The following is a 22,488-nucleotide window of genomic DNA, read 5'->3' as shown; positions in this document are numbered from 1 at the left end:
TCTGACCGTCCTTGCGAACGGCAGAACTCATGACCGACACCCCCGCTCCACCGCGCTCGTCGCCCCTGCACGATCGGCACGAGGCTCTCGGCGCCTCGTTCACCGACTTCGGTGGCTGGAACATGCCGGTGCGCTACTCGTCCGACCTCGCCGAGCACCGCGCCGTCCGCGAAGGCGCCGGGCTGTTCGACATCTCGCACATGGCCGAGTTCTGGGTGCACGACGGCCGCGCCGCCGAGTTCCTCGACTACGCCTTGGCCGGCCGCGTCTCCGCCATGAAGATCGGTAAGGCCAAGTACTCGCTCGTGCTCGCCGAGTCGGGCGGCATCGTCGACGACGTCATCGTCTACCGCACCGGCGAGCAGTACTACCTCGTGATCGCGAACGCGAGCAACCGCGAGGCGGTCGCCTCCGCGTTCGACCACGCGCGCGCCACTTGGTCGGCGGCGCAGGCGTTCATCGACGGACCGCCGCCCGGCGGCGTATTCGGTGTCGTGTCCGGGGGCGGCGCCCCGCGCATCGAGGACGTGACGGATGCCGTGGCCCTGGTCGCCCTCCAGGGGCCGCGAGCACGCGGCATCCTGGAGTCGGTCGACACCGTCACGATCCTCGGGACGCCTCTCGACGAGCTCGGCTATTACGCCTTCACCGAGGGCACCTTCGACGGCGACTCGCTCTTCGTCGCACGCACGGGATACACCGGTGAGGACGGGTACGAGCTGCTCGTCCCCGTGGAGCGGGCGGGCGACCTCTGGGATGCGCTGATGGAGGCCGGCGCCCCGGCGGGCCTGGTGCCGTGCGGCCTGGCCGCGCGCGACACCCTGCGGCTCGAGGCTGGAATGCCCCTGTACGGCCACGAGCTCTCGCTCGACATCACGCCGACACAGGCGGGCCTCGGTCGCGTCGTCGCCGTCGACAAGCCCGCGTTCATCGGCAGGGACGGGCTGTCGTCCGGGGCCGCCGATGCCCCCGTGCTGGTCGGCCTCGTCTCGGAGGGCAAGCGCGCCGGCCGGGCAGGCTACGCCGTGCTGCACGGAGACGACCACGTCGGCGAGATCACCAGCGGCGCTCTGAGCCCCACCCTCGGCCACCCCATCGCCATGGCCTACGTCTCCCCGGCCGCGGCCGAACCCGGTACCACCCTGACCATCGACGTGCGCGGAACACGAATCCCCGCGACCGTCACCGCCCTTCCCTTCTACCGGAGGAACGCATGACCGACCTGACCGCACTCCGTTACACCTCCGAGCACGAGTGGATCGCCGTCGACGGCGATGTCGCCACCGTGGGGATCACCGACTTCGCCGCCGAGAAGCTCGGCGACGTCGTCTTCGTCGAACTCCCCGCGGCCGATTCCCCGGTCGCCGCGGGCGATGTCTGCGGCGAAATCGAATCCACGAAGTCCGTCGGCGAGCTCTACGCCCCGCTCGATGGCACCGTCGTGGAGATCAACGACGCCGTCGTGGACGACCCCTCGCTCGTCAACGCCGATCCCTTCGGTCAGGGTTGGCTCGTGAAGATCCGCCTGGGCGGCGACCTGCCCGGCGACCTCCTCGACCGCGCCGCGTACGAGGACCTCACCGCATGAGCCTGACCACCGCACCCCGCACGGATGCCATCGCACCCGCCGCCTTCTCCGACCGGCACATCGGCATCGGTGCCCACGACCGCGCCCGCATGCTCGAGGTGGTCGGGTACGACAGCGTCGAGCGGCTCGTTGAGACCGCCGTCCCGGCATCCATCCACGTCCGGCCTCGCGCCACGAGCGACCTGCCTCCGGCCGCGACCGAGGCCGAGGCGCTCGCCGAACTGCGCGAGCTCGCATCGGCGAACCGTTCGGCCCGCCCGATGATCGGCCTCGGGTACTACGACACGTTCACGCCGTCGGTGATTCAGCGCAACGTGCTGGAGAACCCGTCCTGGTACACCGCCTACACGCCGTACCAGCCCGAGATCTCGCAGGGCCGCCTGGAAGCCCTCATCAACTTCCAGACGATGGTGACCGACCTCACGGGCCTCGCCACCGCCAACGCGTCGATGCTCGATGAGTCCACCGCCGTCGTCGAGGGCATGCTCGTCGCTCGTCGAGCCTCGAAGACCAAGACCGACGTCTTCCTGGTCGACGCCGACGCGCTGCCGCAGACCAAGGCGTTGCTCGCGCACCGCGCCGCCGCGGTCGGTATCGAGCTGGTCGAGACCACCTACGACGGCGACATCCCCGAGAGCTTCGGCGCCTTCGTCCAGTACCCGGGTGCCACCGGCCGCGTGTGGGACTTCTCCGACGTCGCCGCGGCCGTGCACCGCCACGGCGGGCTCGTCGTCGCCGCGGCCGACCTGTTGGCGCTGACGCTGCTGCGCTCGCCCGGGACGCTCGGCGCCGACGTCGCGGTGGGCACGACCCAGCGCTTCGGTGTGCCGCTTGGCTTCGGCGGTCCGCACGCCGGATACATGGCCGTACGCGGTGGGCTGGAGCGCCAGCTTCCGGGCCGTCTCGTCGGCGTGTCGGTGGATGCCGCGGGCAACCCCGCCTACCGCCTGTCACTGCAGACGCGGGAGCAGCACATCCGCCGTGAGAAGGCCACGTCCAACATCTGCACCGCGCAGGTCCTGCTGGCCGTCATGGCGGCGATGTACGCGGTGTACCACGGGCCCGATGGGCTGCGGGCGATCGCGACCCGGGTCGCGCGGACGACCGACTCGCTGGCATCCGCCCTCGTCGCCTTCGACCTGCACCTCGCGGCGGAATCGTTCTTCGACACCGTCCGCGTGCACGTTCCCGGGCGCGCACAGGACGTCGTCGACCGCGCCCGCGAGCGCGGCTACCAGGTGCTGTGGGTCGACGACGCGACCGTGGGCGTGTCGGTGGACGAGACGACGACGGACGCCGATGTCGCGGCGATCCTGGAATCGTTCGGTCTGACCGCGGGGGAACTGCCCGAGGGGGAGGCGCTGCGTGGTGTCCCCGAGCGGCTGCACCGCGAGGACGCCTACCTCACCCACCCCGTCTTCCACGCGCACCGCAGTGAGACGGCGATGATGCGGTACCTCAAGACGCTCGCCGACCGCGACTACGCGCTCGACCGCGGGATGATCCCGCTCGGTTCCTGCACGATGAAGCTGAACGCCGCGACCGAGATGGCCGCGGTGTCGTGGCCCGAGTTCGCGCGCGTGCACCCCTTCGCGCCGGAGGCCGATGTGCACGGCTACCTCGAGATGATCGAGCAGCTCGAGCGCTGGCTCGCCGAAGTGACCGGATACGACGCCGTTTCGCTGCAGCCCAACGCGGGATCCCAGGGCGAACTCGCGGGGCTCCTCGCGATCCGCAGCTACCACCACGCGAACGGCGACACCGAGCGCACCGTGTGTCTCATCCCGTCGTCGGCGCACGGCACCAACGCGGCGTCCGCGGTCCTGGCCGGGATGCGGGTCGTCGTCGTCGCCTGTGACGAGGCAGGCAACGTCGACCTGGATGATCTGCGCGCCAAGATCGCGCTGCACGCCGATGCCCTGTCGGCGCTGATGATCACGTACCCCTCGACGCACGGCGTGTACGAGCACGACGTGCTGGAGATCACGCAGGCCGTGCACGATGCCGGCGGGCAGGTGTACGTCGACGGCGCCAACCTCAACGCGCTGCTCGGGTTCGCGCGGTTCGGCGACCTCGGCGGTGACGTGTCGCACCTGAACCTCCACAAGACGTTCGCCATCCCGCACGGTGGCGGTGGGCCGGGCGTCGGTCCGGTGGCGGCGAAGGCGCACCTCGCGCCCTTCCTCCCCTCGCATCCGTTCTCGCAGCGCGCTGACCACGCGGGCGGCGTGTTCGACGGCGGCCCGGTGTCGGCCGCGCCGTACGGGTCGGCCGGCATCCTGCCCATCTCGTGGGCGTACGTGCGCATGATGGGGGCCGAAGGTCTGCGGCAGGCGACGGCAGCGGCCGTGCTCTCGGCGAACTACATCGCCGCGCGTCTGCGCGCCCATTACCCGGTGTTGTACGCCGGTGAGGGCGGTCTGGTGGCGCATGAGTGCATCCTCGACCTGCGACCACTCAAGGAGCAGACAGGGGTCACGGTCGACGACGTCGCGAAGCGCCTCATCGACTACGGCTTCCACGCCCCGACGATGTCGTTCCCGGTCGCCGGCACGCTGATGGTCGAGCCGACCGAGAGCGAGGACCTCGCCGAACTCGATCGGTTCGTGGATGCCATGATCGCGATCAAGAACGAAGCGCTCGCCGTCGCCGCGGGGGAGTGGCCCGCCGACGACAACCCGCTCGTGAACGCTCCCCACACGGCGGAGGCCGCGGTCGCGAACGAGTGGACCCATCCGTATCCCCGAGAGACGGCGGTGTACCCGCAGCGCTCGCTCGTCCGCGGCAAGTACTGGCCGCCCGTCCGCCGTATCGACCAGGCGTACGGCGACCGAAACCTCGTGTGCTCGTGCCCTCCGCCGGAGGCATTCGCGTAGGTCGCACTTCGCGGCCCCGATCCGCCGCCACTTGGTTCGCCGAGACTTCATCGCGCCGACAACTCCCTTGCAGAATGCAGCGGGGTTGTTGGCGCGATGCTGTCTCGCAGGTTGAGGGAGGGCCGGAGGAGCCGAGACAGCGACGAGAGGGAGTCGAGATCGGGGAGAGACTCGGGGACCAGGCCGACGCCGAGGATGATGTCACGCAACGCCGACGGCTCCGCCAGGTCGTCCCAGGACCAGTGCGCGATGGCCCGGGCACCGCGCCGCCGCAGCCGACGGTCGCGTTCCTCGCGGGCGCGAAGCGCGCCGCCCGGATCGCCGAGACGGCCGTCGTACTTGAGGTGCCCGTCCGCCTCACCGGCGGCCTGCGCGGACGGCCACCACATGTCGGTGCGGTCGGCGTCGCCGCCCGGGCCGATCCATTGCTGGAGCTGCGGCGCGGGAAACCCCCACCACTCGATCGCCGCCCGGCTGATCGACTCCAGCGCCGACTCCGCGCGACCGTCCGCACGCGCCAACGCCCATCGCGCGCGCCGTCGTCCGCGGCCGGACGCCCGCTCCTCGTTCACCGCGGCCAGAATCGCCGCGCTCAGTCGTGCGTCTGCGCGCACCGCGGCATCCGCGACGGCCAGTGCGACAGCCGGATGCCGATGCCGTGCGATGTCCACGCAGGTGTCGGCGACGGAGGCGAGGCGGATGCCACCGACCTCCTCGATCACGCGATCGTCGTGAGCGCTCGTGTGGACGCGGGCTCCGCCCACGCGGCGTGACGTCGACCCGCCCCGCGCCAGGACGTGCACCGCGTCGAGCGCCCCCACCACGGGCAGCCCCCAGAGCAACGCCGCAGACTCCCGACACACGATGGCATCCGGATGGGTCATCAGATGCGCGTGCACCCGCGCAAGATCCCGGTCCCACCGGGGGAGCGCACCCCACTCCGCGGCCCCGGCGTAGACGCCCCGCGCGACGGCGACGACGTCGCCGCGTCGGATGCTGCGCGTCGTGTGGGTGAGGGCTGCGGCAGGGAGCAGAGCGATCGGTGAGGGAAGTGGCATCCGGATCATCGCCCCAGCGTCGGTGATCGGGGGTGCTCGCCCGCGGCTTTCCCCAGCTCGCACGTGTCCACGGGCGCGTGTGGAGGAGGGGTGGCCCGGTTGCCTACTGCCTCGAGACTTCGTTGCGCCGACAACTCCCTTGCAGGTCGCCCGCGTGGTGTCGGCGCGATGAAGTCTCGCGGCTGCAAACCGGCGCCGGAGGCCGCCGCCCCGGGAACCCCCAGGGTGCATTCGGTAGGGTGCCCCTGTGCACCTCGGGCAGTACCAGCAGACCTCGATGACCTCGCGACGCCGCCTCTCCCGGCTGGTGGTCGTGTCGATTGCCGCGGTGGCCGTTCTGGCCGGCTGTTCGGCTCCGGAGCCGGCGCCCGCCGAGCCGACGCCCGCCCGCACGAGCCTGACCGTCGGCGTCGTCGGGACGCCCACGAGCTTCAACTCCGCCACCGTCCACGGTGACACCGCGGCCAACCGCGCCATGTCCGCGCTCCTCGACGAGCATCTGGGATCGCTCGACGGGACCCTGCAGGTGGTTCCCAACGACGGGCTGGGGCGGATCACGCGCATCGAGGGCGACCCGCTCACGGTCAGCTATGAACTCTTCCCCGACCGGGTCTGGTCGGACGGCACCCCCATCACCCTCGACGACCTCATGTTCGGCTGGGCGGTCTCCTCGCACTACTTCGACGATGCGAGCTACGACGAGACGGGAGCAGTCGTCTCGGGGACGCGGTACTTCGAGACGGCGAGCCCCGCTGATCCGAACGCCCGGACGTCGCGTCCGACGATGGACCGAGCGGCCGACACGCTCACCCTCACCTATGACGAGCCGTTCGCCGACTGGAACCGGCAGTGGCTCCTCGACAGGCCGGTGCACGTTGTGGCCGCCAAGGCCGGCGTGACCGTCCGCGATCTCATGACCGCGATCCTCACGACCCCCGAGGGGGATGCCTCGGCACCCCAGGCACCGAACCCGGTGTTGGCTGCGGCGGCCGCGGCGTGGAACACCGGTTTCGACGCGGCCGCGGATGGGACGCTCGACCCGGCCGCCGCCGTCTCCGCGGGGCCGTGGACGGTGACGGAGGCCACGACCACGTCGCTCGCGCTCGCGCGCCGCGACGATTACCAGGGCGGCCACTACCCCGCGCTCGAGGGCATCACGGTGCGCTTCTTCCCCGATCGGGCCGCCCAGATCGCGGCCGTCGCGGCGGGCGAGGTGGACATCGCGAACATCGGTGATCCGGATGCCGCGGACGTGAAGACCCTCACCGACGCCGGGGTCACCGTGACCATGGGACCCACCCCGCAGACGCTGCAGCTGCGCTTCGCCGACACCACGCCGGCCGCCCTGCGTCAAGCGGTCAGCCTCTCGCTGGACCGCGATGAGCTGGTCAAGGATGCCGTGGGCGAGGTGAGGACGGATGCGCGTCCCCTGCAGTCCTTCCTCTCGTCGCCCGCAACCGGGTCGACGTATCAGGATTTGAGTTCGGGAAACGGAGCCCCCGGCACGGGGAGCGATCCCGGTGCGGCGCGTTCCGCCCTGGACGACCGGCCGGCCGTTCTCCGCGTGGCTCACGACCCGGCGGATCCGATCTCTACGGTGGTTTTCGAGAGAATGATCACGATGGGCGCGGAGGCGGGCATCGCGGTCCGCGCGGCGGCCGAGAACGAGACCGCGGATGCGACTCTCGCCTGGGTCGGAGAGGACGAAAGCCTGTACCGATCGGCGCGGGACCGTCTCGCGGAGGGCGTGACCACCGTCGAGGCGGAGCAGGCCTTCGACGAGATGATCCGCGACACCGACCCGGTGGACGTTCTCGCCCGCGCCCAGGAGATCGATCGGGCCCTGTTCGCGGCATACGCGGGAGTCCCGCTTCTCGAGCGCACGGGCGCCGTGGCCGTGGGGAAGGGCGTCGGAGGAGTGACCTACACCGCCGAACCCGATGGCATCCCGCCGGCGTTCTGGACCTGGACACCCCCGACGCCGTGACGCACCGCGCCGCGTCTCACGACGTCGGGGTGGGCGAGGGCGTCGGGGGAGCGAAGACCCCGGGCCACCACGCCGCAGCCAGCGGGTAGCCGACGAAGGCGACCACATCGATCAGCGTGTGCGCGATGACCAGCGGCATCACGCGTCCCCACCGCCGGTAGCACCATCCGAACACCAGCCCCATCACGACGTTCCCCAAGGCGGACGGCCAGCCCTGGTACAGGTGGTAACTCCCGCGCAGGAGTGCCGTGGACACGATGATGCCGGTCCACGACCATCCGAGCCGACGCAGTCGGTCGAAGAGGTAGCCGAGGAAGATGACCTCCTCGGTGAGGCCCGCGCGCACGGCGGCGAGCACGAGGAGCGCGATGACCCACCAGGACGAGTCCAAGGGAGCGGGTACGACGGTGATGCTTTGGCCGAGGAGTCGACCGACGGCGTAGACGCCGATTCCAGGCGCCCCGATGAGGACCACGAGGGCCACGGCGCGGAGGGTGTCCGAGCCGAACCGGCGGAAATCCAGACCGATTCTGCGGAGCGCATTGTTGGCGGGCTCCCAGAGGAGGTAGACGGCGACGGCTACCAACGCGAGCGAGAAGAAGATGCCGAGGAACTGGTAGAGCGCGTCCCAGAACGGTTCGTCGCTGCGCGACGGATTCAGCTGCGTTTGTTGCTGGGAGATGGGCGCGCGGGTCGCGGCGCGAATGAAGGCGACGACGGAATAGATCGCGGATTGACCCACGCTGACGAGCAGGATGAGGACGATCTCCCACGTGAGACGTCGGCGGGCGAAGATCTCCTCGCGCGGAAGCGTCGGAGGATATGTCCACAGTGCGGGCCCCCCGGGTGCACCCCGCTTGTCAGATTGCCACATGAAACGCCTCTCGAGTAAAGCCTCTGTAACTTTTTTGGATGAGGTTTGGGGCACCTGGGTAAACATGCCTAGGGTGTTCTCATCCTGCCCGGCTCATCCTGTCGCGCTTTGTCGCGCCGATTCGGTATGGCGCGGGCATTGATTACCCCTTCCCTGGAGGAACTGTGAAGCGCAACAAGATTGCCCTCTCCAGTCTCGCGCTGCTGGGAGCTGTCGGGCTTATGCTCGCCGGCTGCTCGGGCGGAGACAACGGAGGATCGTCGTCGTCCGGCGACGCCACCGCGATCATTCGAACCAACGGATCTGAGCCCCAGAACCCGCTCATCCCGACCAACACGAACGAGGTCGGCGGTGGCAAGATCCTCGACTCGATCTTCGCCGGACTCGTGTACTACGACGCCGAGGGCGCCCCGGTCAACGACATGGCCGAGTCCATCGTGACCAACGACCCGCAGAACCTCACGGTGACCCTGAAGAAGGGTCAGAAGTTCACGGACGGCACCGAGGTCAAGGCCGACAACTTCATCAAGGCCTGGAACTACGGCGCGAAGCTCTCGAACAACCAGCTCAACAGCTACTTCTTCGAGGACATCGTCGGCTTCAGCTACGACGAGGATTCCGAGCTGACGGGCCTGCAGAAGGTCGACGACTACACGTTCACGATCGCGCTCAGCAAGCCGGCCTCCGACTTCGCGCTGCGTCTGGGCTACTCGGCGTTCTTCCCGCTGCCCGACTCGGCTTTCGACGACATGGCGGCGTTCGGTGAGAACCCGGTCGGCAACGGCCCGTACAAGCTCTCCGGCGACGGCGCGTGGCAGCACAACGTGCAGATCGACCTCGTGAAGAACGACGACTACCAGGGCGGCCGCACCGTCGCCAACGGTGGCCTGTCGATCATCTTCTACGCCACGCAGGATGCGGCCTACGCCGACCTGCTCGGCGGCAACGTCGACGTGATCGACGGCATCCCGTCGGCCTCGCTGGCCACGTTCCAGTCCGACCTGGGTGACCGTGCGGTCAACCAGCCGGCTGCCGTGTTCCAGTCGTTCACGATCCCGGAGCGCCTCGCGCACTTCAGCGGTGAGGAAGGCAAGCTGCGCCGCCAGGCGCTGTCGATGGCCATCAACCGCGACGAGATCACCGAGACGATCTTCCAGGGCACCCGCACCCCGGCCAGCGACTTCACGTCGCCGGTCATCGCCGGGTGGTCGGACTCGCTCGAGGGCGCTGACGTCCTGAAGTACGACGCGGACAAGGCGAAGGAACTGTGGGCCCAGGCCGACGCCATCTCGCCGTGGACCGGTACCTTCCAGATCGCCTACAACGCCGACGGTGGACACCAGTCCTGGGTCGACGCCGTGACGAACTCGATCAAGAACACCCTCGGCATCGACGCGTCCGGCGCGCCGTACCCGACGTTCAAGGAAGCCCGCTCGGCCATCACCGACCGCAGCATCCAGACGGCGTTCCGCACCGGTTGGCAGGCCGACTACCCCGGTCTGTACAACTTCCTCGGCCCGCTCTACGCGACCGACGCCTCCTCGAACGACGGTGACTACTCGAACCCCGAGTTCGATCAGCTCCTGTCCGCCGGTATTGCCGAGACCGACCTCGAGGCGCAGAACGCGGACTTCCAGAAGGCTCAGGAGGTTCTCCTGCAGGACCTGCCCGCCATTCCGCTCTGGTACGCCAACGTCGACGGCGGCTACGCCGACGGCGTCCAGAACGTCCAGTTCGGCTGGAACTCGGTTCCGCTGTACTACGAGATCACGAAGTAACCCTTCCGATCTCAACCGCGAGGCGGTGACGGATTCGTCACCGCCTCGCGGCCTGCCAGCCAGGCCTCAAACGACGTGTGATAGAACGGCACGGTGCCTTTCGGCGCCGCCCCCCACTCAACGTCCGCTGAGGCGTTTCCCACGTTCGAAAAGAGAGCGGATGCTCGGCTACATCCTCAGACGTCTGCTGCAGGTCCTCCCCGTGTTCTTCGGGGCGACGCTGCTCATCTATTTCATGGTCTTCGCCATGCCCGGCGACCCGATTCTCGGGCTCTTCGGCGACAAGACCCCCGCACCGCAGGTCGTCGAAGCCCTGCGCGCGCAGTACCACCTGGACCAGCCCTTCATCGTCCAGTACTTCCTCTACATCGCCGGAATCTTCCGCGGCGACCTCGGGACGACGTTCTCCGGCCAGGCCGTGAGCGAAGTCCTCGCACGGACGCTCCCTGTCACGGCGCGACTGGCGATCATGGCGCTTGCGATCGAGCTCGTGCTCGCTGTCGTGGTCGGCACGATCTCCGCAATCCGCAAGGGCAAGCTGTTCGACAACGTGGCGCTCATCGTCGCCCTGTTGTTCGTGGCGCTGCCGATCTTCGTCGCGTGCTTCCTCGCCCAGTACTTCCTTGCCGTTCAGTTGGGCTGGTTCCGTCCGACGGTGGGGTCTCAGAACGACTGGGGAGACCTGTGGTTGCCCGCGATCGTGCTCGGTCTGAGCCTCTTCGCCACGAGCATGCGCCTCATGCGCGGCTCCGTCATTGACACGCTCAACCAGGACTGGGTGCGCACCGCCTACAGCAAGGGCCTGTCGCGTCGTCGCGTCATCCCGGTGCACGTGCTGCGCAACTCGCTCATCCCGGTCATCACGAACTCCGCCACCAACTTCGGCGTGCTTCTGGTGGGCGCCACCGTCACCGAGGGAATCTTCAACATCCCCGGCGTCGGCAACACCCTGTATCAGGCGACGATCCGCGGTGAGGGACCCACGGTGGTGTCCTTCGTCACCGTCTTCGTCATCATCTACGTGCTGGTCAACCTCGTCGTCGACCTCCTGTACGGCCTCCTGGACCCGAGGATCCGCTATGTCAAGTAGTCCCTTCCCCGCGCCGCATTACGTCGCGCCCGCCAAGACCGACACGATCGCGGTAGATGCCGTGCGCGTGTCGGCGCGCAAGAGCAACCTGTGGCTCGACGCCTGGCGTGACCTGCGCCGCCGCCCCACGTTCTGGATCGCCCTGGCGGTCATGGCCGTCGTCATCCTGATGGCGGTGTGGCCGACGCTGTTCACTCAGGTGCCTCCGAACAACGACTGCCAACTCTCCAACAGCAACGGCGGCCCCGCCCCGGGCCACATCCTGGGCTACACGTTCCAGGGGTGCGACACGTTCTCCCGCATCGTGTGGGGTGCCCGCACCTCGCTCTCGGTGGGTCTGCTGGCGACGCTGATCGGAACCGTCATCGGCTTGATCATGGGCTCGCTCGCCGGTTTCTACGGCGGCTGGCTCGACGCCGTGCTGTCCCGTATCGGCGACATCTTCTTCTCGATCCCCTACATCCTCGCGGCGATCGTCGTGATGAGCGTGTTCTCGCAGTTCCGCAACGTCATCACCCTCGCGGTCGCGATCGGCGGTTTCGCCTGGGCGTCCACGGCCCGAGTCGTGCGCGCCGAGGTGCTGCGCGTCCGGCAGGCCGACTTCGTCGCGGCCTCTCAAGCGCTGGGGCAGACCCGGTTCCGGACGCTGCTCACGCACGTCATCCCGAACGCGATCGCCCCGTTGCTCGTGGTGACCACGATCAGCCTCGCTGCCGCGATCGTGGCCGAAGCGACGCTGTCGTTCCTGGGTGTCGGACTCGGCGGCGACACGATGTCGTGGGGTAACGACATCAGTCAGGCGCAGCAGTCGCTGCGGGTGGCGCCGATGGCTCTCATCTGGCCGTCCATCGCCCTGACCGTGACGGTGCTGTCGTTCATTCTGCTGGGCGAGCTCATTCGAGACGCCATCGACCCGAGAGCGAGGGCCCGCCGATGAGCGACGCCACCATGACGCCTCTGCTGTCCGTGCGCGACCTGAAGGTCGCTTTCCAGGGCGAGGGGGGCACCCGCGAGGTGCTCCACGGGGTCAGCCTCGATGTGTTCCCCGGGCAGACCGTCGCCATCGTCGGTGAGTCCGGCTCGGGCAAGTCCACGACGGCGTCCGCAGTCATCGGTCTGCTCCCCGGCACCGGTCAGGTCACCGCGGGCAGCATCACGCTCGACGGTCGCGAGCTCACCGGCCTGTCCCAGAGGCAGTTCGAGTCCGTGCGCGGTCGCGACATCGGATACGTGCCGCAGGACCCGATGTCCAACCTGAACCCGGTGTGGAGCATCGGCTTCCAGGTGAAGGAGGCGATCCGCGCCAACGGCATCGCCACCGGACGCAAGGACGTGGAAGCCCGCGCGATCGAGGTGCTGAAGCAGGCCGGCCTTGCCGACGCCGAGCGCCGTCTGCACCAGTTCCCGCACCAGTTCTCGGGCGGTATGCGGCAGCGCGCGCTCATCGGTATCGGCCTCGCGGCCGACCCGAAGCTCCTGATCGCGGACGAGCCGACGTCGGCTCTCGACGTGACCGTTCAGCGCGTGATCCTCGACCACATGGCATCCCTCACCCGGGAGCGCGGCACGTCCGTGCTGCTCATCACCCACGACCTGGGTCTGGCCGCCGAGCGCGCCGACACCATCGTGGTGATGAACCAGGGCGAGATCGTGGAGTCGGGTCCGAGCCGCGAGATCCTCGAGAACCCTCAGCACCCGTACACGCAGCGCCTCGTCGCCGCGGCGCCCAGCATCGCGTCCCAGCGGATCCAGGCCACCGTGGAAGACCGCGGCATCCTGCGCGAGTCCGACATCGACGCCCCGGCGACGGTGAAGGTCACGGACCTGGTCAAGGAGTACAAGATCCGCCAGGGCGGGTTCCGCAGCGAGCAGTTCCGGGCCGTCGACGGTGTCTCGTTCGAGATCCCGCGCGGCAAGACCCTCGCGCTCGTGGGCGAGTCGGGTTCGGGCAAGTCGACCATCGCGAAGATGGTCCTCAAGCTCGAGGAGCCCACCTCGGGCTCCATCGAGGTGGATGGCGTGAACACCGGCAAGCTGTCGGCGAAGGACACCTTCGCCCTGCGCCGCCGCATGCAGCCGGTGTTCCAGGACCCGTACGGTTCACTCGATCCGCTGCGCAGCATCGGCAACCTCATCGCGGAGCCGCTGAACATCCACAAGGTCGGCGACAACGCCTCGCGCCGCGAGCGCGTGGAGGAGCTCCTCGAGCAGGTCGCCCTGCCCCAGGAGCTGGCATCCCGGTACCCGAACGAGTTGTCGGGCGGTCAGCGGCAGCGTGTCGCGATCGCGCGCGCTTTGGCGCTCAAGCCCGACATCCTCGTGCTCGACGAGGCTGTCTCGGCCCTTGACGTCCTGGTGCAGGCGCAGATCCTGCAGCTGCTGGCAGAGCTCCAGGCCGAGCTCGGACTGACCTACCTGTTCATCACGCACGACCTCGCGGTGGTGCGCGTCGCCGCCGACCTGGTGTGCGTCATGGAGCGGGGCAAGCTCGTCGAGCAGGGGACCGTGGACGAGATCTTCGCGCAGCCGTCGCAGGAGTACACGCGCCGCCTGTTGGATGCCATCCCGGGTGCGACGCTGTCCCTCGGCGGCCAGTGACGCGCGACGAGCGCTTCCGGGGCGCGGAGCACCCACGGGTGTTCCGCGCCCCGTCCGCCGTGTTCGGGCTCATCCTCGGCGCGGTCCTGGCCATCGTCCTCCTCGGCGACGCCGCGCTGCGCGCGGGCCTGGGGGAGATGCTCCTGATCGCGCCCTGGCTCCTGCTGGCGTTGTGGGCCGTGTACGCGTTGCTGTTCGCCCCGCACGTGCGCATCGACGCCTCCGGCATCCGGATCCACAACCCCCTGAGAACCGTGGCGATCCCCTGGGCCCGCGTATCCGACATCGCCATGCGGTGGCAGCTGGAGGTGCGCACGGACGAGCCGCGGGTCTACAAGGCGTACGGCGGTCCCGTCGCCGGACGGCCCGGACGCCCGCCGCTGCGACGCGACGGTGAGGGGCGGCACCGCGAACCGCCGGCGATCCGCGATCTCGCGCTGATCCGGGATGTCTGGGAGTCGGCGCGCGAGGGCGCCCCGGCCGGCGCCGTACGGCGCGCGTGGGACATTCCCTCACTCATTTCACTGGGCGTACTGATCGTCTGGGTTACGATCTCTTTGTTCATTTCAGGAGTTGTTCGTTGAGCGCGATGTAGCGCTCGGCGTAGCTCTCTGTGACAAAGCGCTATGTCATCGCATTGTTACGGTCGTGAAAAGTGTGTTCCCCCGGCACCCTTCACGAGAAGAGCTCGACGTAGGGTCGATCCAGATCCCACGCCGGACACGATCAGCAGCGGGGGTCTCGAAGGCGAGAGGATCCCCCCCCCATGATGTACACCTCCGAAGAGCTCCGGACGGGCCCGCACGCGTCATGACGCTGTACGTCCTCCGACGGTTTTTGAATTACGCCGTTCTCAGCCTTCTGGCGACCTGCCTGGCCTACGTGCTGGGGAGCGCCCTCCTGAAGCCCCAGGATCGTTTCTACGGGATGAACCCGCGTCCGCCGCAGGAGTCGATCATCGCGAGCCTCGACGCGCTGGGTGCCAACCCCGACGTGCCGATCATCGTGCGCCTGTGGAACTGGCTGGTGAACCTTTTCACCCAGTTCTCCCTCGGCACGACCATCGGCGGCCAGCAGGTGACCGCCGAGATCGCCGCGCGCGCCGGTACGAGCCTGCGCCTGCTGCTGATCGGTTCGCTGATCGGCGCGGTCGTGGGCGTCCTCATCGGTGTGTGGGGCGCGGTGCGGCAGTACCGGGCGGCCGACCAGGTGACGACCTACGCGTCGTACCTCGTGTTCGCGACCCCGACGTTCGTCATCGGCGTGCTGCTCATGATCGCGGCGACGGGATTCAACAACCTGATCGGCACGCAGGCCATCCGATTCACCGGCGAGTACACGGCCGGAATCGAAGGGTTCTGGCCGGTCGTCGCCGACCGGGCCGTCCACCTGCTGCTGCCCACGATCGCCCTCGTCCTCATCAGCGCGGCGTCGTATTCGCGCTACCAGCGGAGCATGATGCTCGACGTGCTCGGTGCGGACTACATCCGCACGGCACGGGCGAAGGGGTTGCCGCGCACGCAAGCCCTCTTCCGTCACGGCGTGCGCATCGCCCTGATCCCGATGTCCACGTTCTTCGCCTACAGCTTCGGCACGCTCATCGCTGGGTCGACGATGCTCGAGATCGTCTTCTCGTGGCGCGGCATGGGGCAGTTCCAGCTCAACGCCGTGACGCAGCAGGACATCAACGCCGTCGCCGGGTCGACGCTGTTCGTCGCCGTCCTCGTCCTGCTGTCGTCGACCCTGTCCGAAGTGCTCTATGCAGCCCTCGACCCGAGAGTGAGGAGCTGACATGACCATGCAGGAAGAAGCCGTCGACGGCACCCTGGATGCCATCAGCCCGGTGACGCGCACGCGCAAGCCGCTCTCGCGCGGCGCGCTGGTCCGTGCGCGCCTGCGTCGGATGCCCCGGTTCTGGGTCGGCGCAGCCATCCTCGTCTTCATCGTGCTGTGGGCCTTCATCGGGCCGCTGCTGTACCCCTACGACGCAAGTGAGCGCGACTTCCTCAACGTCGGCCTCGGCCCCACGCAGCTGCACTGGTTCGGCACCAACGGCATCGGGCAGGACATCTACGCCCAAACCCTCGTGGGGCTGCAGAAGTCGATCGTCATCGGCGCTCTCGCCGGCATCGGTGCAACGCTCATCGCGGCGGCCGTCGGTTCGGTCGCCGGCTACCTGGGCGGGAAGATCGACGCCGTGATCGGCTGGATCATCCACCTGCTGCTGGTGATCCCCTCGTTCTTCATCCTCGTGCTGCTGAGCCCGTTGACCCGTGGGCTGTCGTGGCTCGCGCTGACGTTCTTCCTCGCCGCTTTCAGCTGGATGATCCTCGCCCAGGTGGTGCGGAACCAGACGCGATCGCTCCGCAACCGGGACTTCGTCCGTGCGGCACGGTACATGGGGATGCCGACGCGACAGATCCTCGCTCGGCACATCATCCCCAACATCGCCTCGCTGCTCATCATCGACGCGACCCTCGGCGTCGTCGCCGCGATCATGGCGGAGACCTCGCTGAGTTACTTCGGCTTCGGTGTGCAGCCGCCCGACGTCTCGCTCGGCACGCTGCTCGCGGCCGGCACCTCGGCCGCGGTGACGCGGCCCTGGCTCTTCGTCTACCCGGCGGGCGTGCTCATCGTGCTGTTGCTGGCCATCAGCCTCATCGGCGACGCGCTGCGCGACGCCATCGACCCCACCTCGGGAGCGAACCGTGACTGACCCCCGTTCCGCGACGCTGTCGCCCACCGCCGGCGGATCCCCGCTGCTGTCGGTGCGCGACCTCAGCGTCACTTTCCCGCAGCGCGACGGCAACGCCGTGCGCGCCGTGCGCGGCATCTCCTACGACGTGCACGAGGGAGAGTTCCTCGGCATCGTGGGGGAGTCCGGCTCGGGCAAGTCGGTGTCGTCGCTGGCCGTGATGGGCTTGCTCCCCTCGAACGCGCGCGTCGAGGGCGACATCCAGTACAACGGCCGTTCCCTGTTGTCGATGAACGACAGGCAGCTCTCCAAGATCCGCGGAGCCGAGCTGGCGATGGTGTTCCAGGACCCGCTCTCCGCACTGACGCCGGTGTACACGGTGGGTGAGCAGATCTCCGAGGGGCTTCGCCTGCACGACCGGTCCCTGTCGGCGCAGGGCGCCCACGCCCGCTCGGTCGAGCTCCTGAAGCTGGTCGGCATCCCGGATGCCGAGCGTCGCGCCCGCGCCTACCCGCACGAGTTCTCCGGCGGAATGCGTCAGCGCGCCATGATCGCCATGGCCATCGCGAACGACCCCCGCGTGATCATCGCCGATGAGCCGACCACGGCCCTCGACGTGACGATTCAGGCGCAGATCCTCGAGGTGCTGCAGAAGGCCCGCGAGGTCACCGGCGCCGCCGTCGTCCTCATCACCCACGACCTCGGCGTTGTCGCCGGTCACGCCGACCGCGTCGCGGTCATGTACGCGGGGAAGCTCGTCGAGCGCGGGTCGGTCGACGAGATCTTCCACGACCCGCACATGCCGTACACGGTGGGCCTGCTGCGTTCGGTACCGAACATGCAGACCGCCGGATCGCACCGTCTGGTGCCCCTCGAAGGTCGTCCGCCGTCCCTGTCCGCCCTCCCGAAGGGGTGCCCGTTCGCGGCGCGGTGCCCGATCGCGATCGACGCGTGCCACGACGTCGAGCCCGAGCTGGTCCCGCACGGGACGGTCGACGACGATCACGTCGCGGCGTGCATCCGCGCCGACGAGATCGCCTCGGGGACCCTCGCGCGGCCCGACATCTTCCCGCGACCCGTGGCTCTGGGGGAGGTACCGCCGCCGCGGGCCGACGTCACACCCGCGGTCGAGGTGACCGACCTCGTGAAGCACTTCCCCCTGATGAAGGGTGCGGTCTTCCCGCGGCGCATCGGCACGGTGCGCGCCGTCGACGGCATCTCCTTCTCGATCCAGCCGGGACGCACCATGGGCCTCGTGGGCGAGTCGGGCTGCGGCAAGACCACGACGATCCTCGAGATCATGGAGATGGTCGCACCCCAGCAGGGCACGATCCGCATCGACGGTGCCGACGTCGGGACGGTCGGCCGTAAAGACAAGGCGGCGCTGCGAAAGAGCATCCAGATCGTCTTCCAGGACCCCATGGGAGCGATCGACCCACGGCTGCCGGTTGGTGAAGTGATCACCGAACCGCTGCTGGTCCAGGGGGTGCCCCGCGCCGAGCGCGACCGCAAGGTCACCGAGCTGCTCGAACTCGTCGGACTCGACCCGGCCATGGCCGACCGCTACCCGCACGAGTTCTCAGGCGGCCAGCGTCAGCGCATCGGCATCGCGCGCGCTCTCGCGACCGACCCGTCCGTCGTTGTGCTCGACGAGCCCGTCTCGGCCCTGGACGTCTCCATCCAGGCCGGTGTCATCAATCTCCTCGAGGACCTCAAGGAACGGCTCGGGCTGTCGTTCCTCTTCGTCGCGCACGACCTCGCGGTCGTCCGGCAGATCGCGGACGACGTCTCCGTGATGTACCTCGGTCGCATCGTGGAGCAGGGCCCGGTCGACGCCGTGTTCGACGACCCGAGGCATCCGTACACGAAGGCCCTGATCTCCGCGGCGCCCATCCCGGATCCGCGCGTCGAGCGTTCGCGCACCCGCATCCTGCTGGACGGCGACTTGCCCAGCCCCACCCAGGAGATATCGGGATGCCGATTCCGCACGCGGTGCCCGCTCTACCGCCTGCTGCCCGACGCCGACCGGCGCCGGTGCGACTCCGACGACCCGAGCCTGCGCCCCTCGGCGCGGTCCCGGGTGGCGTGCCACTACGCCGAACGGTCCGACCTCGTCCTCGAGACAGCGGCCGGATCCCCCCGAACGTCCCCGATCGACGGCACCACGTCGTCGGGGGCCCTCCCCGATCACCACAGAGAGGACTGATCACATGAGAATGCGCAAAGCAAAGGCACTCGGCGCGCTCGCGCTGCTGAGCGCCGCCGCGCTGGCGATCGCCGGCTGCGCCCCGGGCAACACGGCGGCCCCGTCCGCCAACCCCGAGGACCAGAACGCCCTGCCCTCGACCGCGTGGGTTCGTGCCGATGCCGCCGACGTGCAGGATGGCGGCGACCTCAAGCTCGCTGTCTCGGCGCTGCCAGTGAACTGGAACATCTACCAGATCGACGGCAACGAGCGCGACACCAACGACATCTACGCGACGATGAGCGGCGGTCCGATCAAGATCAACGAGTCGGGTGAGCCCGTCGTCGACGAGAACTACGCGTCCTCGGCCGAGCTCGTCAGCGAGGACCCCCAGGTCGTCGAAGTCAAGCTGAACCCGGATGCCGTCTGGGAGGACGGCACGCCCATCACCGTCGCTGACTACCAGGGGATGTGGAAGGCCAACAACGGCTCGAACCCCGACTACGTCGTCACCTCGACCACCGGATGGGATCAGGTCGAGTCGGTGGAGCAGGGCGAGAACGAATTCGACCTGAAGATCACCTTCTCTTCGGTCTTCGCCGACTGGCAGTCGCTGTTGAGCCCCGTGCTCAAGGCGAGCGTCACCGCCGACCCCACCACCTTCAACACCGGCTACACCTCGCAGGCGGTGCCGTCCTCGGGCCCGTTCAAGGTGCGCTCGATCGACTCCACCGCCGGCATCGTGACGCTCGAGCGCAACCCCATGTGGTGGGGCGAGACGCCCAAGCTCGACACGATCGTGTTCCAGGCGGTGAGCCAGGACCAGCAGGGCTCCTCGTTCAGCAACGGTGAGATCGACGCCGTCGAGATCTCGGCCAACGCCGACCTCTACCAGACCGCACAGAACGTGCAGGGCGCCCAGATCCAGGCCTCGAACGGTCTCACGTGGACGCACATCACCATGCGCGCCTCGGACGGACCCCTCGCCGACGTCAACGTCCGCAAGGCCGTGGCATCCATCGTCAACCGCGAGCAGATCGCCAACACCGCGAACTCGCCGGTGGGAGTCCCCGCCATCACGCAGGGCAGCTACATCTTCATGCCCGGTCAGGACGGCTACACCGACGAGGCGCTGCCGTACGACACCGATGCCGGGGCGAAGTTCCTCGAAGACGCCGGCTACACCAAGGACGGCGACTCCTGGGTCAAGGACGGCACGCCGCTGAAGTTCACGGTGACGGTCCCCGCCGACACCGCGACCAACATCCAGCGCGCGGAGCAGATCCAGGCCGACCTCGGTGAGTTCGGCATCCCTGTCGACCTGGTCTCGGTTCCGGTGGGCGGGTACTTCAGCGACTACATCATCCCGGGCGACTTCGAGATGGTGACGTTCTCCTGGGTGGGTACGGCCTACCCGATCTCGTCGTCGCGGTCGCTGTTCACGCCCGTGGACTCCGAGCAGAACTTCACGGGCATCGCAGACGAGCGTCTGGACGGCCTGTGGGAGCAGGCCAACAACGAGCTCGACCCGGCCAAGCGCATCGAGACCGCGCAGGAGATCGACAAGGTGCTGTGGGAGTCGGTGCCGATCATCCCGATCGCGCCGCTGCCCAACGTCTGGGCCGTCAAGGAAGGTCTCGTGAACTGGGGCGCGACCCAGTTCGAGACGATCGACTGGTCCATCGTGGGCTTCGCCAACAGCTGAGTCTCCGCGCTCACGAGGGGCGGCATTCCTGAGGGGATGCCGCCCCTTTCGCGTCGTCTGCCGGGAGTGTCGCGAGCGCCCGGTAGACTGTAGAGGCCCGATTCCGGGCGCAACCCCGAATTTTCCTGGAGACCCTCCATGGCGCACGCCCTTCGTCCTGACCTCCGTAACGTCGCGATCGTCGCGCACGTCGACCACGGCAAGACGACCCTCGTCGACGCCATGCTCCGCCAGACCAACTCGTTCGGCGACCACGCGCACGTCGAAGAACGCGCGATGGACTCGAACGACCTCGAGCGTGAGAAGGGCATCACGATCCTCGCCAAGAACACGGCGATCACGTACAACGGTGCCCACACCAACGTTCCGGTGACGATCAACGTCATCGACACCCCGGGTCACGCCGACTTCGGTGGCGAGGTCGAGCGCGGGCTGTCCATGGTGGACGGCGTCGTGCTGCTGGTCGACGCGTCCGAGGGTCCGCTGCCCCAGACCCGCTTCGTGCTGCGCAAGGCGCTCGAGGCGAAGCTCCCCGTCATCCTCCTGGTCAACAAGACCGACCGCCCCGACGCGCGCATCGCCGAGGTCGAGGAAGAGGCGCACGACCTTCTGCTGGGCCTGGCCTCCGACCTCGTCGACGACGTGCCCGACCTCGACGTCGACGCGCTGCTCGACGTTCCGGTCGTCTACGCCTCGGGCCGCGCGGGTGCCGCGTCGCTCAACCGCCCGGACAACGGCTCGCTGCCCGACAACGACGACCTCGAGCCGCTCTTCGGTGCGATCCTCGAGCACGTCCCGGCCCCGTCCTACGACGACGAGGCGCCCCTGCAGGCGTGGGTGACCAACCTCGACTCCAGCCCGTTCCTCGGCCGCCTCGCGCTGCTGCGCGTCTTCAACGGCACGCTGAAGAAGGGGCAGACGGTCGCGTGGGTGCGTCACGACGGTTCGCACTCGAACGCGCGCATTACGGAGCTGCTCATCACGAAGGCTCTGGACCGTTTCCCCGCCGAGTCCGCCGGTCCCGGTGACATCGTCGCGATCGCCGGTTTCCCCGACATCACGATCGGCGAGACGATCGCCGACCCAGAGGACGTTCGGCCGCTGCCGGCCATCACGGTCGACGACCCGGCGATCTCGATGACGATCGGCACGAACACCTCGCCGCTCATGGGCAAGGTCAAGGGTCACAAGCTCACCGCCCGCATGGTCAAGGATCGCCTCGACCGCGAGCTCATCGGTAACGTCTCGCTGAAGGTCGTCGACATCGGACGCCCGGATGCCTGGGAAGTCCAGGGCCGTGGCGAGCTCGCGCTGGCGATCCTCGTCGAGAACATGCGTCGTGAGGGCTTCGAGCTCACCGTCGGCAAGCCGCAGGTCGTCACCAAGCGCGGCGAGGACGGCAAGCTGAAGGAGCCGTACGAGCACCTCACGATCGATGCCCCCGAGGAGCACCTGGGTGCGATCACGCAGCTCATGGCCGCGCGCAAGGGCCGCATGGACAACATGACGAACCACGGCACCGGCTGGGTGCGCATGGAGTTCGTCGTCCCGTCGCGCGGTCTCATCGGGTTCCGGAGCGAGTTCCTCACGATCACTCGCGGCACCGGTATCGCCAACGCGATCTCCCACGGCTACGACGACTGGGCCGGCTCGATCACGACCCGCCAGAACGGCTCCATCGTGGCCGACCGCATGGGCGTCGTCACGCCGTTCGCGATGATCGCGCTGCAGGAGCGCATGAGCTTCTTCGTGCAGCCGACCGAAGAGGTCTACGAGGGCATGGTCATCGGCGAGAACTCGCGCGCCGACGACATGGACGTCAACATCACCAAGGAGAAGAAGCTGACGAACATGCGTTCGTCGACCTCCGACTCCTTCGAGTCGATGACGCCCCCGCGCATCCTCACGCTGGAGGAGTCGCTCGAGTTCGCCCGCGACGACGAATGCGTCGAGGTCACGCCCGAGAAGGTGCGTATCCGCAAGGTCGTGCTGGATGCGACCGAGCGCGGTCGCGCGGCCTCCCGCGCCAAGCGTCAGGACGCGAACGTCTGACC

General features: G+C 68.5%; 16 protein-coding genes. 14 read left to right on the top strand and 2 right to left on the bottom strand.

Annotated elements, in window-relative coordinates:
• Positions 1-29 precede the first annotated feature (29 nt).
• From ABC271_RS10705 to gcvP, 3 genes are read left to right on the top strand one after another with little or no spacing between them, the layout of a single operon-like run.
• Positions 30-1,217: a glycine cleavage system aminomethyltransferase GcvT gene (locus ABC271_RS10705; RefSeq protein ID WP_412924855.1), complete on the top strand. Its 1,188-nt coding sequence runs from the start codon at positions 30-32 to the stop codon at positions 1,215-1,217.
• Positions 1,214-1,588, top strand: a complete 375-nt coding sequence (gcvH, locus tag ABC271_RS10700) for a glycine cleavage system protein GcvH (RefSeq protein ID WP_412924854.1) — start codon at positions 1,214-1,216, stop codon at positions 1,586-1,588. Before ABC271_RS10705 ends, gcvH begins: the two co-directional genes overlap by 4 nt.
• Entirely contained in the window at positions 1,585-4,464 is a 2,880-nt protein-coding gene (gene gcvP / locus ABC271_RS10695) for an aminomethyl-transferring glycine dehydrogenase (protein WP_412924853.1), read from the top strand. Before gcvH ends, gcvP begins: the two co-directional genes overlap by 4 nt.
• A 47-nt stretch (positions 4,465-4,511) precedes the next feature.
• On the opposite strand, the gene ABC271_RS10690 is transcribed toward gcvP, so the two are convergent.
• Positions 4,512-5,522, bottom strand: coding sequence for a hypothetical protein (locus ABC271_RS10690; protein ID WP_412924852.1), 1,011 nt, complete (start codon positions 5,520-5,522; stop codon positions 4,512-4,514).
• Between the two features lie 247 nt (positions 5,523-5,769).
• Between ABC271_RS10690 and ABC271_RS10685 the strand changes: the two genes are divergently transcribed.
• Complete coding sequence (locus ABC271_RS10685; protein WP_412924851.1) at positions 5,770-7,509, top strand: ABC transporter substrate-binding protein; 1,740 nt, start codon at positions 5,770-5,772, stop codon at positions 7,507-7,509.
• Positions 7,510-7,525: 16 nt separating this feature from the next.
• Here ABC271_RS10685 and ABC271_RS10680 read toward each other — a convergent pair whose 3' ends face one another.
• Entirely contained in the window at positions 7,526-8,383 is an 858-nt protein-coding gene (locus ABC271_RS10680) for a CPBP family intramembrane glutamic endopeptidase (protein WP_412924850.1), read from the bottom strand.
• 164 nt (positions 8,384-8,547) lie between these two features.
• On the opposite strand from ABC271_RS10680, the gene ABC271_RS10675 reads away from it, so the two are divergent.
• From ABC271_RS10675 to typA, 10 genes are all read left to right on the top strand, one after another.
• Positions 8,548-10,161, top strand: coding sequence for a peptide ABC transporter substrate-binding protein (locus tag ABC271_RS10675; RefSeq protein ID WP_412924849.1), 1,614 nt, complete (start codon positions 8,548-8,550; stop codon positions 10,159-10,161).
• A gap of 160 nt (positions 10,162-10,321) precedes the next feature.
• Positions 10,322-11,251 carry an ABC transporter permease gene (locus tag ABC271_RS10670; RefSeq protein WP_412924848.1) on the top strand — a complete coding sequence of 310 codons (930 nt, stop codon included), beginning with the start codon at positions 10,322-10,324 and terminating at the stop codon, positions 11,249-11,251.
• A complete protein-coding gene (locus ABC271_RS10665) occupies positions 11,241-12,188 on the top strand; it encodes an ABC transporter permease (protein WP_412924847.1) in 948 nt (315 codons plus the stop codon). Before ABC271_RS10670 ends, ABC271_RS10665 begins: the two co-directional genes overlap by 11 nt.
• Positions 12,185-13,849 (top strand): ABC transporter ATP-binding protein, encoded by a 1,665-nt coding sequence (locus ABC271_RS10660; protein WP_412924846.1) that lies wholly within the window; start codon positions 12,185-12,187, stop codon positions 13,847-13,849. The genes ABC271_RS10665 and ABC271_RS10660 overlap by 4 nt, the downstream gene beginning before the upstream one ends.
• A gap of 38 nt (positions 13,850-13,887) precedes the next feature.
• Entirely contained in the window at positions 13,888-14,433 is a 546-nt protein-coding gene (locus ABC271_RS10655; RefSeq protein ID WP_412924845.1) for a PH domain-containing protein, read from the top strand.
• 226 nt (positions 14,434-14,659) lie between these two features.
• On the top strand, positions 14,660-15,640 hold the full coding sequence (locus ABC271_RS10650) for an ABC transporter permease (protein ID WP_412924844.1): 981 nt from the start codon (positions 14,660-14,662) through the stop codon (positions 15,638-15,640).
• A gap of 1 nt (position 15,641) precedes the next feature.
• On the top strand, positions 15,642-16,565 hold the full coding sequence (locus tag ABC271_RS10645; RefSeq protein WP_412924843.1) for an ABC transporter permease: 924 nt from the start codon (positions 15,642-15,644) through the stop codon (positions 16,563-16,565).
• Entirely contained in the window at positions 16,558-18,750 is a 2,193-nt protein-coding gene (locus ABC271_RS10640) for an ABC transporter ATP-binding protein (protein WP_412924842.1), read from the top strand. The genes ABC271_RS10645 and ABC271_RS10640 overlap by 8 nt, the downstream gene beginning before the upstream one ends.
• Before the next feature lie 4 nt (positions 18,751-18,754).
• Positions 18,755-20,434, top strand: a complete 1,680-nt coding sequence (locus ABC271_RS10635; RefSeq protein ID WP_412924841.1) for an ABC transporter family substrate-binding protein — start codon at positions 18,755-18,757, stop codon at positions 20,432-20,434.
• A 138-nt stretch (positions 20,435-20,572) separates the two neighbouring features.
• On the top strand, positions 20,573-22,486 hold the full coding sequence (gene typA, locus ABC271_RS10630) for a translational GTPase TypA (protein ID WP_412924840.1): 1,914 nt from the start codon (positions 20,573-20,575) through the stop codon (positions 22,484-22,486).
• Positions 22,487-22,488: the final 2 nt, after the last annotated feature.

It is taken from the genome of Microbacterium canaveralium (assembly GCF_047238045.1).
Lineage (GTDB): Bacteria > Actinomycetota > Actinomycetes > Actinomycetales > Microbacteriaceae > Microbacterium.
This window is presented reverse-complemented; position numbering and strand designations above follow the sequence as displayed.

Bases quoted from the DNA above. Each gene is read 5' to 3' on its own strand.
- typA (WP_412924840.1), top strand. From the start codon at position 20,573: ATGGCGCACGCCCTTCGTCCTGACCTCCGTAACGTCGCGATCGTCGCG.
- ABC271_RS10665 (WP_412924847.1), top strand. From the start codon at position 11,241: ATGTCAAGTAGTCCCTTCCCCGCGCCGCATTACGTCGCGCCCGCCAAG.
- ABC271_RS10690 (WP_412924852.1), bottom strand. From the start codon at position 5,522: ATGCCACTTCCCTCACCGATCGCTCTGCTCCCTGCCGCAGCCCTCACC.
- ABC271_RS10705 (WP_412924855.1), top strand. From the start codon at position 30: ATGACCGACACCCCCGCTCCACCGCGCTCGTCGCCCCTGCACGATCGG.
- gcvP (WP_412924853.1), top strand. From the start codon at position 1,585: ATGAGCCTGACCACCGCACCCCGCACGGATGCCATCGCACCCGCCGCC.
- gcvH (WP_412924854.1), top strand. From the start codon at position 1,214: ATGACCGACCTGACCGCACTCCGTTACACCTCCGAGCACGAGTGGATC.
- ABC271_RS10680 (WP_412924850.1), bottom strand. From the start codon at position 8,383: ATGTGGCAATCTGACAAGCGGGGTGCACCCGGGGGGCCCGCACTGTGG.
- ABC271_RS10670 (WP_412924848.1), top strand. From the start codon at position 10,322: ATGCTCGGCTACATCCTCAGACGTCTGCTGCAGGTCCTCCCCGTGTTC.
- ABC271_RS10660 (WP_412924846.1), top strand. From the start codon at position 12,185: ATGAGCGACGCCACCATGACGCCTCTGCTGTCCGTGCGCGACCTGAAG.
- ABC271_RS10635 (WP_412924841.1), top strand. From the start codon at position 18,755: ATGAGAATGCGCAAAGCAAAGGCACTCGGCGCGCTCGCGCTGCTGAGC.
- ABC271_RS10645 (WP_412924843.1), top strand. From the start codon at position 15,642: ATGACCATGCAGGAAGAAGCCGTCGACGGCACCCTGGATGCCATCAGC.
- ABC271_RS10650 (WP_412924844.1), top strand. From the start codon at position 14,660: ATGACGCTGTACGTCCTCCGACGGTTTTTGAATTACGCCGTTCTCAGC.